General features: G+C 36.4%; 8 protein-coding genes, 1 tRNA gene and 2 pseudogenes. 9 read left to right on the forward strand and 2 right to left on the reverse strand.

Translation table 11 applies throughout. The features are described 5' to 3' along the window. The 4 genes and pseudogenes from A9G44_RS03435 to A9G44_RS03450 form a co-directional block, all read left to right on the forward strand. A pseudogene (locus A9G44_RS03435) lies at positions 1-1,576 on the forward strand (hypothetical protein); the annotation flags it as partial. Positions 1,577-2,570: 994 nt separating this feature from the next. Further along, a complete protein-coding gene (locus tag A9G44_RS03440; RefSeq protein WP_065609202.1) occupies positions 2,571-3,731 on the forward strand; it encodes a hypothetical protein in 1,161 nt (386 codons plus the stop codon). A gap of 391 nt (positions 3,732-4,122) precedes the next feature. Beyond that, positions 4,123-4,926, forward strand: coding sequence for an inositol-1-monophosphatase (suhB, locus tag A9G44_RS03445; protein ID WP_065590228.1), 804 nt, complete (start codon positions 4,123-4,125; stop codon positions 4,924-4,926). Between the two features lie 132 nt (positions 4,927-5,058). Next, on the forward strand, positions 5,059-7,248 hold the full coding sequence (locus tag A9G44_RS03450) for a heavy metal translocating P-type ATPase (protein ID WP_065609203.1): 2,190 nt from the start codon (positions 5,059-5,061) through the stop codon (positions 7,246-7,248). A 209-nt stretch (positions 7,249-7,457) separates the two neighbouring features. Here the strand turns inward: A9G44_RS03450 and A9G44_RS03455 are convergent, their stop codons facing one another. Then, a complete protein-coding gene (locus A9G44_RS03455; RefSeq protein ID WP_065609204.1) occupies positions 7,458-8,855 on the reverse strand; it encodes an FAD-binding oxidoreductase in 1,398 nt (465 codons plus the stop codon). Between the two features lie 731 nt (positions 8,856-9,586). Here A9G44_RS03455 and A9G44_RS13960 point away from each other — a divergent pair. From A9G44_RS13960 to A9G44_RS03475, 4 genes and pseudogenes are all read left to right on the forward strand, one after another. Continuing rightward, positions 9,587-12,173 (forward strand): annotated as a pseudogene (locus A9G44_RS13960) (type I restriction-modification system subunit M). After that, a complete protein-coding gene (locus A9G44_RS13450; RefSeq protein ID WP_065609205.1) occupies positions 12,170-13,357 on the forward strand; it encodes a restriction endonuclease subunit S in 1,188 nt (395 codons plus the stop codon). The pseudogene A9G44_RS13960 and the gene A9G44_RS13450 overlap by 4 nt, the downstream one beginning before the upstream one ends. A 14-nt stretch (positions 13,358-13,371) precedes the next feature. Next, a complete protein-coding gene (locus A9G44_RS03470; RefSeq protein WP_065609206.1) occupies positions 13,372-16,452 on the forward strand; it encodes a type I restriction endonuclease subunit R, EcoR124 family in 3,081 nt (1,026 codons plus the stop codon). Between the two features lie 59 nt (positions 16,453-16,511). After that, positions 16,512-17,621: a hypothetical protein gene (locus A9G44_RS03475; protein WP_065609207.1), complete on the forward strand. Its 1,110-nt coding sequence runs from the start codon at positions 16,512-16,514 to the stop codon at positions 17,619-17,621. A gap of 86 nt (positions 17,622-17,707) precedes the next feature. Here the strand turns inward: A9G44_RS03475 and A9G44_RS03480 are convergent, their stop codons facing one another. After that, entirely contained in the window at positions 17,708-18,016 is a 309-nt protein-coding gene (locus A9G44_RS03480; RefSeq protein ID WP_065609208.1) for a hypothetical protein, read from the reverse strand. A 391-nt stretch (positions 18,017-18,407) separates the two neighbouring features. Between A9G44_RS03480 and A9G44_RS03485 the strand changes: the two genes are divergently transcribed. Then, positions 18,408-18,484 (forward strand) — tRNA-Met (locus tag A9G44_RS03485). The last annotated feature ends 1 nt before the right edge of the window (position 18,485 follow it).

Genomic DNA, 18,485 nt, shown 5'->3' on the forward strand with positions numbered 1-18,485 from the left:
ATCGGGCATCGGGCATCGGGCATCGGGCATCGGGCATCGGGCATCGGGCATCGGGCATCGGGCATCGGGCATCGGGCATTTTGTTAATCGTTTTATTTCACCTTTAATATTACGGCAAAACGTTTTATTTTTACTGTTATCTTTCTGTTTTAAACACTTCCATTGCAAATCTCACTTTGTTGCCAAAATAACAACACTTACAGCTCACTCAAAACCGAAACTTGCTCAAATAATGGGTTTAATCTTATTATCACAATGGATACATGTTGGCTCAGCTAATGCAATACTAACAGCAACTTCGAGTCAGGTTATTACAGGGAATGCACCGCAAGTGGTGGCGTTATCGAGTGCAGATAAACATGGTTTTACTGTCAACGGTGTTTTTTACAGTGAGGCGAGTGGCACTATAAAATCTAGTGAAGTGAAAGAATTTGATGGTAATTTAACGCTTAACGATTTTAAAGTGGCGATTTATACTTCAACAAACTTAGATAAAGTTGAAAATTACAGCGATATAGATGGTGATAGTGCCGATCCACAAAAGCCGTTTAAGGTTGAATCGACTAATTATTGGTGGTATGACAATAATGGTGTAAGAATAATAGGTAATGATAAGAAAAAAATGATAGGTTGTGGTAGTGGCTTTTCAATGCCATTAAAGCTCATCATAAAAACCAATGTTAGTGCTCATTCAGCATACGGAATTCCTGATAAAGGCGAGCAGATTACCCTAGCTAAAACTTATCAAATCGCACCAAAATCGCAAATTTGTTATGCTAAACCGAATTCTACTATAGTGCATCCAGAATACCAATGGATTGGAGTTGATTTAAAAACAGATGAATATTATTTTAATCGACCTGAATATGCTAATCGCCACCCTCTAGTTGGTGGTGGTTATACTCAAGATTACGTACCTAATTATGGTTTTAAAGCACAGCCAATAGTTTCATCAAACACTTTCCCAACAACAGGGTTTCCAGGTGCTAAATTTCAATTAGTGATGACAGGAGCACAAGAGGATTACCATTATCAAGTGATCAATAACCCAGGAGGAGGTGCTGCAATTGATCAAAATGGTGTAGTAAAACTTAATAGTAAACCCTCAGGAACTGTTACAGTGAGGGCAACTTTAAAAAGAGATAATTCTGTCATTCATGATTACCGTTTTAACCCAACTTCTATTTGGGGGGTGCCGCAAAATTTTAGAGGATCGTTTAATGCTGTACAACAGCATTGTGGAGGTTTACAAAATATGATGAGTCGAGCCCAATTAACAAATTCGCCACGATATGAAGGTCAAGGGGCTGAATTAACTGGATTGTCTAATAGCTATACTCGTGTAATAGGTGGCTCTATTTTGGGTGAATGGGGGTGGACAACTAAATCTTCTTACCCTGATTCAGAATGGCAAGAATATTATGCTCCGCCTGATTTTACCTCTAGATATTGGACATCGGATTCTTCGGTGATTGAAGGTGTACAGCTTCCATATGTTGTACATAACCATGATGGTTTTACTAGCACGTTTACAACTGAAGCTCCTTGGTTAGGTTACGCTATTTGTAAAGGATAGAAAATATTTTAAATGTGATATTAATTATTTATTCAATAAAGATGCATTTATAAAATAGGATTGTTTTAATAAAATAATGGGTTATTTATATTTCATGATTAAAATAACCCGCTTAAACACATAAAGGCGTTTTACCAGAAATAGCTTTATGTATAACCATATTATAAATGTGAATAAGTAGCTTAGACTTTTGTTCTCTATTTTCTGTATTGTTAAATATTTTTTATATCATGCCACATTGCAATTAAAGTATGTATCATGCTTTCGGTTTTTCATTCGTTTATTGGTGGGCTGGTTTCGTAAATTTTGATTAATAAAATGGCTATCAAACGTTTTAATGAATAGATACAGCGATACTTTAATTAATTATCAAATGGTATAGAGATCTTGAATGTTTCTCACAAAAATACAGCCTAAAAAGTGAATAGTCATGTAAATATTCACAAATCATGCCGAGAATTACATTGTTTATTTTAGTCCTTTATATTAAATGGATGATTATTTAATGCTTCATGCGGTTTTTAGGTGTTATAAATGGAATATGTAAATGTTTGGTGTCGACCTGAAACTGTCGTCTAGCTAGGCTTTGTTATTACTTTTAGCCACCATTGATAAATCTTTAGTTTGATTTTTTTGTATGTTCATTGCTGTCGTTCCTTAAATTACGGTAAACAATGAGAGTAATTTCTACAACTAAAAATAGCATTTACTATATAATCACTTGTTTTACGCACAAAGAAAACATAAATAAAATCAATGCTCTACCTGAACGATTTTATACCTTCAAAAGGCGCTTATTTTACCAGTCAAAGCCGACCAACTAATCTTATTTTACCTCACCACGAACAATTATTTACAATAAATTAACAAAAAGCTAGCCAACCATTTTTTAAATGGTTATACTTTTAACGCTATAGGGAAACAAGCTTATTAAACAAGCAAATAATTATAAAAATATAAATAAAACAAATAATTACTTGACAGGTGAACCATAATGCATTATCATTTTAGGCACAAGGCACAAGGCACAAGGCACAAGCACTGGCAAACCTATGTCTTAAGTTTATCAAATAATCTTATTCGACGAGTTTTTACACGAAACTTATTTATATCTTCCAAATTATTTCTCAACGAATTATCGAAATTATCGCTCAAATCACCTAAATCACCTAAAACAGCTCTGCTAGTATCAGCACTGTTATTATTGTCATTGTCATGGAATGTACAGGCGAATGGTAAAAAGGCTCGAGCAGGTAATCGTAGTGATGCAATAATGCTACAACCGTCGCCAGTTATCAATTATGTAAGGCCATGTCTACATTGGGGTAGAGTTAATTATAATCATGATTTCAGAGGTCCAGCTGACATATGGAATCCTGATAAGGGCTTTTTAGTTCAATCAACCAATCCTGAATCATACAACCTCAATTTTCCGACCACTGGTATGAATGGTTTATATTTTGATTTACTCATAAGTGGAGTAGATATAAATGAATTGACATGGGAACCAGTCACGCATGAGGGAATTACTGCAACAGTGACAAATGTTGTACCTAATAATACTGAGCATTGGATTCCTGATGAAGATAAGGGACAAGTTGTCGCCCGTGTTAAGCTAACAGGTCCAAGGCAAAGATATTGGTGGGAGAATCCCAGTCATAATTCTAATTCTAGTCCTAGTCAAATTACCGTGCCATCTTTGCCGCAGACATTTGAGTTGGTTGGTAGGGATAGAAGTGGTAATGAGGTGATGTATGGCTTTGTGTTGAGGCAGTGGTTCGTCTATCGGGATTCTTGGGAGGATGTGTATTCTAATCAAACCACATGGTGTAATAGTTTTGGTTATCGGATGCCACGGATAAGGGATTTAACCAATGCGAAGTGTGGTGTAGAGAATTATAGGTTCCCATGTATAAATGGCATAGATAGCGCCACGCCTAGCTCATCAGGTAATCATTACCAGCGTAACATAGGGGCAGGTCTTTTCTCGGAGTGGGGCGTCATGATGTACTACGCTGATATAGCAAGCTTACACGACACCGACAACTGGACAAGCGACGCAGCAGGTCGCGCCCCCTTCGTTGTCAACCTGGTTGGCATGGTCGACCTCAGCACCCCTATCCACACTAACCAGGTTTTTTGCACCGCACCCTAGCTTTTAGCGTTTAGTTCTTAATCTTTAGGGCGCGGGGGTGGTTATGGTGCGTGAGAGGATAATATAGACAAGAATAAAGCCTCGGCGTAAGTTTAGGCCATCCTTAGGGTTGTGCGCCACAAAACTGCGCCGCCCCTACCGCCACCGACGCTGAAACCACCGCACCAATCTATTTTATTCACCAAAACAAAAAGAAATTATTTTTCACTAAAAATCAGTCAGAAAAGATGATGATTTTATTAAAGTTTTCTTAACTGTTTTTTTACCGAAAAACACTCCACACACACTGGCAATAAAGCCACAAAACCTTTATACTATATAACAGTTTTTAGTATGACAAATGGCATACTAATATAATTCGTTCTTTAACATCATCAATTGGAATAAATTTATGCATCCGATGCTGAATATTGCTATTCGTGCTGCTCGTAAAGCAGGTAATGTAGCCATCAAGGCTTATGAAAACCCTAGTTCAATCGAAATCGAAACCAAAGGCGCTAATGATTTTGCCACTAATACCGATCGTGCGGCTGAAGCTTTGATTATTGAAACAATTAAAAAAGCTTATCCTGACCATACTATCATTGCCGAAGAAAGCGGCTTAGCTAAAGGTAATGATGCCGATACTCAGTGGATAATTGACCCAATTGATGGTACGACCAATTTTATTAAAAATATCCCTCATTTTGCAGTGTCTATCGCAGCTCGGGTTAAAGGTAAGACCGAAATTGCTGTTGTTTATAATCCAATGAGTAATGAGCTGTTTACTGCTGCTCGTGGTAAAGGCGCTCAACTTAATGGTTATCGTATTCGAGTGAGTAATGCGAAAGATTTAGACGGTAGCGTGTTGGCAATGGCTTTTCCGTTTAAAGCTAAACAATATAGCGATAGTTATTTTGGCGTATTACAAAAATTATTTGTTAGATGTGGCGATTTTCGTCGCACTGGTTCTGCCGCTTTAGATCTTGCCTATGTTGCTGCAGGTCGTTTAGATGGCTTTTTTGAAATTGGCTTAAAACCATGGGATATTGCTGGCGGTGAGTTGATTTTGCGTGAAGCTGGTGGCGTTATTACCGATTTTGCAGGTGGTAATAATTATATGGTTTCGGGCAATGTTGTTGCGGGTAATCCTAGAATTGTTAAGGATTTATTAGTTTCTACTCAAAATGAGTGGCCCGAAAAATTACGTAACTAACGTTATCTTTTTTATTTCCTCTTATTTTGATCGCAAGTTAAATTCTTGCGATCTGTCTAGTATTTTTCTGCATTGTTATCAATTTTGAGTATATACTAATCAATAATCGTATAAAAATTAAGGCTGCATTTTATGAAGACAATACAATATCATCTTAATATTGAAGGAATGAGTTGTGCCTCTTGTGTTAGTCGTGTAGAAAAAGCAATTAAAAAAGTTGATGGTGTGACTGATGTCAGTGTTAATCTGGCTACTGAGAAAGCAACTATTAATGCAGATACTCATGTTAAACTTGAAGCATTAATGTCTGCGGTTGATAAAGCGGGCTATCGTGCTATTAAAATTTCAGATCAACAATCAGGTGCAAAGAAAGTTAACAAACAAGCACCTATTTGGCCGATTGTGATTTCTGTTATTTTAGCCATTCCTTTTGTGTTACCTATGTTATTAGAACCTTTTGGGTTTCATTTGATGATGCCAGCTTGGTTACAACTGGTTATTGCATCTATTGTGCAATTTGGACTTGGTGCTAAATTTTATCGAAGCGGTTTTAATGCGGCTAAAGCGTTGTCGGGTAATATGGATTTATTAGTGGCCATTGGTACTAGTGCGGCATATGGGTTATCAGTTTATCAGCTTATCATGGGCAATGATGAGCACCTTTATTTTGAATCATCAGTTATTATTATTACCTTAATTTTGCTTGGTAAGTGGTTAGAATCAAGAGCTAAACATCAAACAACACAAGCAATTGAAGCCCTGTCTGCGCTACGCCCTGATGTTGCTTTAGTAAGGCGTGATAATCAAGAAATCAGTTTACCCATTAACCAAGTTAAAGTGGATGATATTGTTATTATTAAGCCAGGGGAGCGTATTCCAGTTGATGGCGTTGTGATTGAAGGTGCATCTAGTAGTGATGAATCAATGCTAACAGGTGAGAGTTTTCCTGTAAATAAAGCCGTTAATGATGTTGTTACTGGCGGTACAATTAATGGCGAAGGGGTACTTATCGTTAAAACCACAGCGATTCAAGCGGATTCTACTTTATCCAAAATTATTGAAATGGTTGAATCTGCTCAGGCTAAGAAAGCACCAATCCAACGAGTCGTTGATCGCATCAGCGCTATTTTTGTGCCAGTGATTTTATTGATTGCACTTGTTACGTTATTGGCTTGGGGCGTGATATCGCATGATTGGCAACAAGCATTACTCCATGCGGTGGCTGTGTTAGTGATTGCTTGCCCTTGTGCATTAGGTTTGGCAACACCAACAGCAATTATGGTTGGTACAGGAGTGGCTGCTCGTCATGGTATTTTAATTAAAGATGCCGAGGCATTAGAAACACTGCATAATATTAATATGGTTGCATTTGATAAAACAGGCACATTAACTATTGGTAAACCAGAATTAGTTGAAATGGATGTTATGGGTAGTGAGACGCCTGACCAAATTTTATCGCTCGCAGCGTCATTACAAGCAGGTAGTGAGCATCCACTTGCTAAAGCTATTTTAAGTAAAGCTAAAGAGTATCATTATGCTCAAAATATTACTTCGGTAGCTGGTTCAGGAGTGATGGCAACCGTTGATAACACCGAATATTATTTAGGTAGTTTGCGTTGGATGAAATCATTAAATGCCTATTTTGTTGGTATGGACGATAAAATTAATCAGTTATCGAGTAAAGGTTATACCATTTCATTTTTAGCGAAACAGCAATCAGAAGGTAATGTGGTGATATTAGCACTCTTGGGTTTTGCCGATGTAATAAAGGGGGAAGCCGAAAAAGCTATTCAAGCATTACATCAGTTAAATGTAAAAACCGTTATGTTAACTGGTGATAACCAGAAAGCAGCTAATTATGTGGGTCAGCAGTTAAGCTTAGATAAGGTTATTGCTGAAGTATTACCGCAAGATAAAGCAAACTATATTTATCAGCTACAACAAAGTGAAGATATAACTGGCAATAAGACGGTGGCAATGGTAGGAGATGGTATTAATGATGCTCCAGCCTTGGCGGCTGCCGATATTGGTATTGCTATGGGCACAGGCACCGATGTGGCTATGCATGCAGCAAGTATTACTCTAATGCGTGGTAATCTGTTTTTAATTGCTGATGCGATCGATATTTCTCGCCGAACCTATAATAAAATTAAACAAAATCTATTTTGGGCATTTTTCTATAATTTAATCGGTATTCCGCTAGCGGCATTGGGATTTTTAAATCCAATGATAGCTGGTGCCGCTATGGCGTTAAGTAGTGTTAGCGTTGTAACCAATGCACTTTTACTTAAACGTTGGAAGGCAAAATCAGAAAACCAATAATATAAGATTTTTGTTTTGAATTAAGGAGGCTCTAAGCCTCCTTTATATTGATTAGAAGACAAATTAACTTAATTCATTCTACAAATAAGCGTACATTCTTGTTAAAAAGTTTCAGGTAACATGGTGTTTGAGTATAAAACTGATCAAAAAAAGTACGTCCAATATTGTTAAATAGTAATAATAAACAAGATAAATATGCCTTATTTTGTTTACTGAATTATTTTAGGGTGGTATCGATCTAATAGCATGTTATTGAATTTATTTTCTGGGTCTAATTGTGCTTTAAGTTTAAAAAAGCGATCTGCTTGTGGGTATGCGCGCTGAAATTGTTCACCAGTTGCATGTAATTGATACGGTAAATAATAACTACCACCTTTTGCTAATACTGCATCGATTAATTCTCGTGTCCAGATTCCTACTTTCTTTTTGCTTTGTTCATCAGTATCTTGTTGATAATAAATAACAAAAGCAAACACTTCGGTATTAGCCCATGCTAGTAATGAACCGCTATCAGGATTTGCATGACGAATCGAAATATTAATTACATTGGCCTGATGTTTTTTTAGGATAGCAATTAATTCAGGGTAAAAATCCTCAAACCGCTCTATGGGGATAAAATACTCCTCTAGAGCAAAACTTTTATTTTTGCTTTTAATTGGCTGTAAATTCGACACATCATAACTGGCTTCATAATTACGCCACATTACTGGTTGTTTTGTATAATCTATATCATCATACAATTTACGTAAATGCTTGCCTAAATTTGATGAGGCAACAATTTTTATTTTTTGTTCCTGTTCAAACGAATATTGGTCAGTTGGGCGTAATCTGTCCAAAATAGTCAATGGTTCTTGTGTTTCTTTAAAAGTGACAGCACGAACTTTTTCAAAATCTGGTGGGTAAATTACCGAGTTGTGGAATATGGCACTTTTGTCAGAACAAATCTGTTGCATAAAATATGGGTAATACTTGGCAATTGGCATAACATCGCTAATGCGTTTTACTTTAACATTATCAACAAGTTGCAAAGTGACTTCTGTAATTACGCCTAATCCACCATAACCGCCGATAGCGCCATAAAATATATCTTGATTTTCTTTTGGACTGGCTTCGACAATAGCGCCATCAGCAAGGACAATTTTGAACTTCTCAACAGATAAAATCATAGGGCCTTCTCCAATATAACGCCCATGCACATTTACACTAAGTGAACCACCAATACTAAAATTGGCATAGCTTTGCATGATTTTTACCGATAAATTGTAGGGATCAATCAATTCCTGTACTTGACGCCAAGTTGCGCCTGTTTCAATGGTTAAAAGTTTCTTTTCAGGGTTGAAATCAATCACATGGTTGAGTTTTTGTGTATCTATTTGAATTCCATTGTTTATTGCTGTTTGTCCACCCATGCTGTATTTGCCACCAGCTATACTAATTGGACCAGAGGTATTTTTAACTAGTTCAGAGACCTGTTGAGTCGATTCTGGTTGCATAACCGCAGATGCTTGTACTGGTGTCATACCTGTAACATCATTTACAACGACAGCTTGCGCTTTTAGTGGTAGTAGTAAGAAAAGATAACAGCTCAATAAAGTTAATTTTTTCATTATAAGTTATTATTTATTTTGGATATATTAAAAATATGATTCTATCTATACAAATTAAATAAATCAATGCTTCTATAATTTTTATGTGTTTATTTTTGAATAAAGTAGTATGGGAAAATAAACAGCAGTGGTGAACATCTTAAAAAGTGAGAAAATAAAAATGAGTCATAACTACCTTATTAATCAAAAATTCACCAAAGCAGCCTACCCACAAACAAATGGAAAGCCGAAAGAGTAACACGAACTTTGAATTGCGATGTGGCATAATCAGCAAATATTTAGCGATTCAAAAGGTAGAAAACAAAAACTTGAACGCTTTATTAATTTTTATAATATCGCTAAACCGAATAAAGTGATTTTTGGAAAAATACCTTATGAGTTTTTAGAGGATTATTTTAACCTATGAAGTGCAAACAACTCGGCGTTTTTCTATAGATTATTCCATATCTCAATTCTAATTTCGTATCACTCTATAAAACGTTTAACCCAATCAGTGATAGTCATTTTTTCTTTATGAAAAGGCGTTATATTTTATATTCATTACAATCGTTCCCAAATTATTGTAAAAAACTTGAGTGATTTCTATATGGTATGGGTTTTTACTTATTTAGCTAGGATTTGAAACTAATTACCGCTAAAATACGACGCAATTGTGTTGGCTATGGGATAAATCAAAAATAAACCGATGATACTTTCATGCCAAAGTAAATGAGTTAATGAGGTTGAACGTTGTGATTACATCTGAAGAGATTAAAAGTCGCTTATGGGATGGTGCCAATGAACTGCGTGGTTCGATGGATGCCAGTCGTTATAAAGACTATATGTTAGGTTTAATGTTTTATAAATTTTTAAGCGATAAAACATTATCATCATTTAAAATGATGATAACCAGAGATGAGATCACGCAGTCCGAGCTTATCGCTAATTATCATAAAAGCATGGCTGAACGTGGTCCTCAATTAGAAAGCATGCTGCAAAATACACTAGGTTATTATGTTTTACCCGAACACCTTTATCAAACTTGGATTGAAGATATAAATAAAGGTAATTTTGAAGTGCAAAAAGTGATCGACAGCTTAAATCACTTTGAACGTTCAATTGCCAATAGCAAAGATGCCGATGACTTTAAGAATCTGTTTTCTAATTCAACCTTAGATTTAACCGATACTGCACTTGGTAGTAATTTACATGAGCGCAGTAAAAATATTAAAGCCTTAATCTTATTATTTGCCGATCTTGATATGGTCGCTTTACAAAAAGGCGATGTATTAGGCGATGCTTATGAATACCTGATTGGGCAATTTGCCATGGAAGCGGGTAAAAAAGCGGGAGAATTCTATACACCACGTCAAGTGAGTGAAGTAATGGCACAAATTGCCGCCAAAACGCCAAATATTCGTTCAATTTATGATCCAACGGTGGGGTCAGGCTCATTGTTACTAACTGTTAAAAAACATTTAACGAAACAAGCGCAACAAAGCTTAACCTATTACGGTCAAGAAAAAAATACCGCTACTTATAATTTGGTGCGGATGAATTTATTACTGCATGAAGTCAAACCCAATAAAATGACTATTAGAAATGGCGATACTTTAGCCCATGATTGGCCAGAAGATCCTGAGCGCCCTTGTGAGGGCGTCCAATTTGATGCGGTGGTAATGAATCCGCCTTATTCAGTCAAAAACTGGAATCGCGCAGGATTAAAAGTCAGCGATCCCCGTTTTGAAATAGCTGGCGTATTACCGCCCGATTCAAAAGGTGACTTTGCCTTTTTATTACATGGACTATTCCATTTAGGGCAAAGTGGCACTATGACGATCGTACTGCCACATGGGATCTTATTCCGTGGCGCGGCTGAAGGCGAAATCCGCAAACGATTATTAGAAAAAAACTATATCGACACTGTAATTGGCTTGCCAAGTAATCTTTTTACCAACACTGGCATTCCCGTTGTTATTTTAGTGTTAAAAAAGAATCAGTCAACTGACTGATCCGGTATTAATCATTGATGCCTCAAATACCTTTATAAAAGTCGGTAAGCAAAACGTCTTGCAAGAAAAGGACATTGCCAGAATTGTTGATACTTATGTATCACGCCAAGCGCAAGCAGGTTATAGCCATTTAGCCAATCGCCAAGAGATTATTGCTAACGAATATAACTTGAATATACCCCGTTATATCGATGCTATTGACGATGATATTGCCCACGATGTTGAAGGTCATCTATTAGGTGGCATACCACAGCACAATATTGAACAACTTGCCGTTATCCGTGCCACCACGCCCGACTTATTACAGGCAGCATTAACACCTGTGCGTCCGCAATATTTCACCTTAAAAGAAGAGATTAGCGAATTAAGCACTAAAATCTTAAATGATGAACGGATACGACAGCAATCGGCGCAATTAGCGCAGCAAACGCAAGCTTATATAGAGCGCTATTGGTCACAAATCATTGCAATTAATGATCCTGAGCAGATTCACCCGCTAATGGAAGCGATGTTAAACGACATAAAAAGCCTACTAGCTAGCTTTAATCATCTTGATATCTATGACGGCTATCAGATTATTGCCGAAATTTGGCAAAATGCATTACTGCATGATATTGAAATTATTTCAGCGCCTAAAACTAATTTTTATACCGCAGCACGTAACCGAGTACCGAATATGGTTAACAAAGGTAGCGGTGCGAAAAAACGGTCTGAGCAAGACGGCTTTATCAGCAGTCTAATCCCAAGCGAATTAATTGCTCGTGAATTATATGCCGATGAGCTAACCAATATCGACAACAATAAACAGCAAATCCAAACGCTAGAAAGCGAACTTGCGGATCTTATTGAAGCGGCCAAAGTGGAAGACAGCCCTGAGTACGATGCGCTGTATGAATCGTTGAAAAAGAACGATGACGACGAACCATTAGACTCATTTGATAATAAAAAACTCAAACAAGAGTTAAAAGATACACCCAAAGATAGTGAAGCCTATTTAATACTTAAAAAAGTCGATAAATTAATCAGCCAAAAATCGACATTAAGTAAAAAAATCAAAACGGAAGAATTGGCATTAAAAGAAGCAGTGCAAGAACGAATTTTAAGCTTAACGGATCAAGAAATTAACACACTAATGTACAAAAAATGGTTTGGTAATACCATTGCATTACTGAGCGAATTAATCGAAAAACCGATTAAAGCCGAATTAAAAACCCTGCAAATGTTAAACGAACGTTATCAAGATACCTTAACTTCGATTGATAAAGAAATCGAACAACTCGAAGCCGAGTTACAAGCGATGATGCAAGATCTGGTGGTAACGCAATGAGTGAAAGTAAAAAATTAATTCCTAAGCGGCGGTTTAAGGGGTTTGAGGGAGCTAGCCATTGGAATATTATACAATTAGGGGACATAGCCGATATTATTGGTGGTGGAACACCTAGTACAAATATTAAAGCTTTTTGGAATGGTAATATAGATTGGTATTCTCCAACAGAAATTGGTGAACAAATATATCTGAATAATAGTGAAAAAAAGATAACTCAATTAGGGCTAGAAAAAAGTTCTGCTAAGATTCTACCGATTGGTTCAATCTTATATACTTCTAGAGCAGGGATTGGAAATACAGCTATTCTTGCCAAAGAAGGATGCACTAATCAAGGATTTCAATCTATAGTTCCTGATAAAAATAAGTTAAATTCTTATTTCATTTATTCAAGAAGTAAAGAATTAAAAAAATATGGAGAGATAAACGGCGCTGGTTCAACGTTTACTGAAATTTCAGGAAAACAATTGGCTAAAATGCCAATTACATTACCAAATCTAAAAGAACAAACCCAAATAGGCGAATTCTTTAAAAAACTTGATAACCTTATTAATACTCAACAAAAAAAACTAGAAAAAGCCAAAACCCTAAAATCTGCCTATCTGAGGGAAATGTTTCCGAATGAGGGGGAATTAAAGCCTAGATTGCGGTTTACTGGATTTAATATTAGTTGGAAAGAAAAAAAATTAGAAGAAATAACTAAAACAACTATTGGGGAGTTTGTTATTAAAACTAAACAAAACCCAAATAGTCCTTATCCTGTTTATAATGGAGGTATTTCGTATACGGGGTTCTATGATGAGTTTAATAATGAGGCTAACAAAATAGTTATAAGTGCAAGAGGTGCAAATGCTGGTTTTATAAATATTGTTAGGAATAGATATTGGGCAGGAAATAGTTGTTATTCTATAAACATAATAAATAATACGTTATTATCAATTGACTATCTTTTTTATTCATTGAAAAGAAATCAACATTTTTTTACACAAAATCAACAGGCTGCAAATATACCTTCAGTATCAAAGAAAGAAGTCGAAACTTTTACCGTTCTGTTAACTAATATCACAGAACAAACCAAAATCGGTAATTTCTTTAAATTACTCGATGATAAAATTGCATTAGAACAAAAAAAATTAGATAAATTAAAAAATATCAAACAAGCTTATTTAAACGAAATGTTTGTATAAAAAGGAGTTAAGGAATGAGTCAGGTTGTAAAAGATGCCGCAGAAAAAATTTTTCAAGAAAACTTTGTTAAAGAATTAGAAATATATAAATGGCAGGCACCTGACTTTTTAGATGGTAATCGACGTAAAGTAACGGTTAATGATTTAGTCACCCACTGGCGGAGTGAACTTAATCGGCTTAATGCCGATCAGCTTGAGGGCGTTGAGTTAACCGATAACGAATTTAGCCAAGTAATGGCAAAAGTTAACCAACTACAAAACAGCTACCAAGCGGCAAAACTGCTCGCCATGGAAGAGTCAAAAGGCAAAATCGATGGCATCTATCGCGATGATAACCCGCTTATCACCCGTAAACAAATCACCTTAACTATCTTTAAAAAACCCGAGGTGCGTGGCGGTGATTCCTGTTATCGCATTGCCCGCGAAGTGCAAACACCTAACGGTAACCGTTTTGATTTGGTGCTGTTAATTAATGGTTTACCGTTAATTAATATCGAACAAAAACGTACCGATAAAAACCTTGACGAGGCATTCGAACAGTTTAAGCGTTATTATCGAGATGGCGAATATAGCAACAATTTTATGGCTTTTTCGCAAATGATGGTAATAAGTAGCGAAATCGAAACCCGTTACTTTGCCACGCCCAAAACAATTAATGACTTTAATCCTAGCTTTGTGTTTCATTGGGCGAATAAATCAAATCAACCGATCAATCATTGGCAGCAAGTAATAGAACAATTTTTAATGATCCCAATGGCGCATCAAATGGTGGGCGACTACCTAGTCATTGATGAAGCCAAAGAAGAAGAAAACCGCCGACATATGCTAATGCGCCCTTATCAGGTCTTTGCTTTGCAAGCGGTAGAAGGGGCGGCATTTGGTTGGGATAATCCCGATAAAAAACCACATGGCGGCTTTGTTTGGCATACGACGGGTTCAGGTAAAACCATTACCAGCTTTAAAACAGCTCTATTTTTATCGACCCGTGCAGGTTTTGATAAAGTGGTCTTTTTGGTCGATCGGCGTGAACTTGATAGCCGTACCAGTGATAACTTTAAAGCTTATGCTGCTTTTGAACCAGTCACCGTTGATGATACGCACAGCACCGCGCAGCTTAGAAAACACCTTAGCTCGCCACACAATGGTATTGTGGTAACCACTATCTTTAAACTGCATAATTTGGTTAAAGCCTTAGAGGAAGGCAAGGATAGTCACTTAGCCGATAAAAAAATCGTCTTTATTGTTGACGAAGCGCACCGTTCCACTATGAAAAATATGATGGGCGAAATAAAAAGCCATTTTAGAATAAATGGGCTATTTTTTGGATTTACAGGTACGCCGCTTTTTGACGAAAACAAAATTAAAGGCAAAATAAACGAAAACAGCGAAGTGATTAACACTACCGAAAAGCTATTTGGTCCTAAATTACATCAATATACCATTGATGAAGCTATTGCTGATGGTAACGTGCTTGGATTTCATGTTGATTACATCAATACTGGCGAATTTAGCAGTTATGACGATTTGCGTGATAAGCTTATTGAGCGTATAAAAATCGAAAAGCCAGAACAATCCGATCGCGAAATCGCCCGATTAGTACATAGCTGGAGCGAAAGCGAAGTTGAAAAGCAAGCCATTGATAAAGCGCTATTAGTTTATCATGATCAAACTCATATACCACAAGTGGTTACAGAGATTTTAAGCAACTGGCAAGCGCAATCGCAACAGCAACAATTTAATGCTATTTTAACCGTCGCTTATAAGGAACGGGTGATTGCCTATTATCAGGAATTTAAAAAACAACTTTCAATCCAACAGCAAAAAATCAATATTGCCATGACCTTTAGCTTTGGTAACGAAAATGATCCGGATAATGTCGATCCCGAAATTATCAACACCATGTTTAATGATTACGCTGAATTTACTGGCATTAAGTTTATCGCAGGTGATAAAAAACATGGTGAACAAGCCTATTTTGAGGATGTGGTCGAGCGTGCTACCCGTGGCGGTAGTGGTCGTAATAGTAAGAATATCGATTTAGTGATTGTTGCTGATCAGCTATTAACAGGCTATGATTCTAAACGACTCAATACTCTTTATGTTGACCGCACTTTAAAGCTACAAAATTTAATTCAGGCTTATTCACGCACCAATCGCGTGTTTGGTTCTAGCAAAGAGTTTGGCACAATTGTAAATTTCCAAACCCCACGCCTGACCGAACAAATGGTTAACCAAGCCCTTGAGCTATATGGTAGTGGTGGTGGTAATAGCAAAGCGATTGTTGAAACCTATGCCACTGCTGTGCGAATTTTAGCTAACGATTTGGAGCAATTAGTTTTAACCTTAGCCGATCCAACCCAATGGCAATTAATTCAACATGATGATAAAAAACTAACTGAATTTAGCAAAGCATTTAAAATAGCGGCTGATCAGCTTAATATTGTCCAACAATATTATGAATATCAATGGGATAATGCCACTTTTGGTATGACCGAGCACCGTTGGTTGCAATATGTTGGCGCATTTAAAAACTTAACCGCTAAAGAAACTACCACTAAAAAGCCAACCATTGTGCCCACTTTAATTGGTAAAACCAAATTAGCAGGCACACAGGTGATTGATGCTGCGCATATCCTTAGCTTAATTGGATCTAAAGTGTCGCATGTTGATGGTGTACAAACCATTAACGACGAAACTAGGCGCATTATCTACGAACAAATTCAAGAATTAAGCCAAATGGGCGAAGATCAGCAAGCAAAAATATTAAAGGAATTTGTCGATACCGAATTATTAACCGGTCGCCTATCTAGCCAAGTCCATTTTGATCAAGCATTTACCAATTGGAAAAACGATAAAATCAAACATGCCGCAAACGAATTTGCCAACGAATGGGGTATTGATAGCAAGCTATTATTACAAGCAATAACTGAGTTTGAACTATCAAAATCGGACATTGTGCCTTATTTTGCTGAAATTATTCAAACAATTGACTTAAGCAAAGCGAATAAAGATATTGATAACTTATTTATGCTAAATTTAGCCTTACATGACGAACTTCCACGTTGGATGACCGAGATTAAACAACAATTTAACTGATTACTTTTAAATAGATCCAAACCTTTAAAGTAAGGTTAATTAAAAACGGATAATTATTTATGGCTTACTATACCAACATCTTTTCACCCGAAACGTATCAAGCTTTTATGAATTCAGATAAAACAGTATCTGGTTTTCGGGTTCGACAAAAATTATTGGCAGAAAAAGTAAAAGCTGGGGATATTTTTATTTGTTATCTCACCCGACTATCTCGCTGGTGCGGGCTGCTTGAAGTGGTTGATGGTCCTTATGAAGATAGCACGCCCCTTTTTTTAGCATCGGATGATCCGTTTATTATACGTTTTCATGTTCGGGTTAAAGTGTGGTTACCATTCCCCCAAGCTATCCCTATGTATACTGACCAAATTTGGCAACATCTTTCTTTTACCCAAAACATTGAGAAAAACAGTAAAGGTTGGACCGGATTGCTGCGTAATAGTTTAAATAAAATCAACGAAAAAGATGGCAAATTATTAATGCGCTGCCTATTACAGCAACATGACATCGCCGCTGATTATCCCCTTAATGAGCAAGATCAAAAGAAATTAAAAACCCATACTGTCAATCGAACCGATAAAGTGATTGAGGTTTCGGTCCCGAGTGATAATGAACTGGTCGATGATGAAGCCCCAAACCAAACAACCCCAGAAGTACGCGAATCGATCAAAATGCAGGCGTTACTTGCCCAAATTGGTGCCTGTATGGGGATGAAGATTTGGCTACCGAAAGCGGATCGCAGCCGGGTATTAAAAGAGTGGAAAAAAGGCACCGAAGCATTATTAGAAAAATTACCACTTAATTATGACGAAACCACCTTAAGCACCATTGAACAAATTGATGTGATTTGGTTAAAAGGGCGCGCTATCACACGCGCGTTTGAAGTCGAACATACCACTTCGGTTTACTCTGGTATTTTACGCATGGCGGATTTACTCGCCTTACAACCCAATATGAATATTAATCTCCATATTGTCGCCCCAGACAGTCGTCAGGAAAAAGTATTTCAAGAGATCCGTCGCCCTGTATTTTCGTTATTAGAAAGTGGGCCATTATCGGAGCGTTGTAGCTATATTCCTTACAGTAATTTAAAAGACCTTAGCAAAGTCAAACATTTAGACCGTATGACTGATGCGGTGTTAGAAGATTATACGGAGCATGAGGAATTGTAAAAATCGATAATACCTGTATTTAATATAAACTAAAAAAGAGCGGTAGTTGATCATCTATAGAATGCAAAACAACGTGCTTTTATTGGTTATCTGATAACAAAGAATTCATCAACAAAGGTAAGGTCTAATGTTGTTAAATAGTGATAATAACCAAGATACATTTCATCTTTATAAATTTTTAAGCACATTTGAAAAACGGGTTCATTATAATCTTCCGTTAAAATCACACTTAAGCTTTCATGAAAAGTAAGTGTTTGGGTCTCTTGTTTAGTATTAAGTTCTAATTCTGTGTAGTGATCATTAAGAATATGTTTTAAGTTTGTCATAGCAACTTTTTTTAATTTAGTATTGATTAATTCAATATCTGTAGATTTTAGATAATCAAATAGTAGCATTATGTTGATCACTCCTCGATATTTGTTAATCATTATATTAATGTTAATGGCTTTTGTTTATTTATCTGAGTGTACTGAAATACTGATGTAAAAAAATCAGTGTGTTACTTATCAAAATTGTTCAGGTAGCGTATTGATTTTATTTAAGTTTTTACCTTGATTTTTTTATTAAAATCCTATGGTTATAAAATTATTGCTATTTTCAGTGTAGTTGGATTTTGCTGTCTTTGGTTTTGGAGGAGACTAAAATTTTTGTTAAAAACTTTCAAGTGAATTTGTGTTTATGTAAGAAAATAATCTAGATCTACTCAAGAATGTTTAAAAATTTGGCGTTTAAGCTAAATAGGTATTGCTTTATTATTTTATTGCTATAATATAGCCACTTCTTTGACGCGGGGTGGAGCAGCTTGGTAGCTCGTCGGGCTCATAACCCGAAGGTCGTTGGTTCAAATCCAGCCCCCGCAACCAA

The organism is Gilliamella sp. Occ4-3, from assembly GCF_001690675.1.
In the GTDB taxonomy this organism is placed as follows: Bacteria; Pseudomonadota; Gammaproteobacteria; order Enterobacterales; family Orbaceae; genus Gilliamella; species Gilliamella bombi.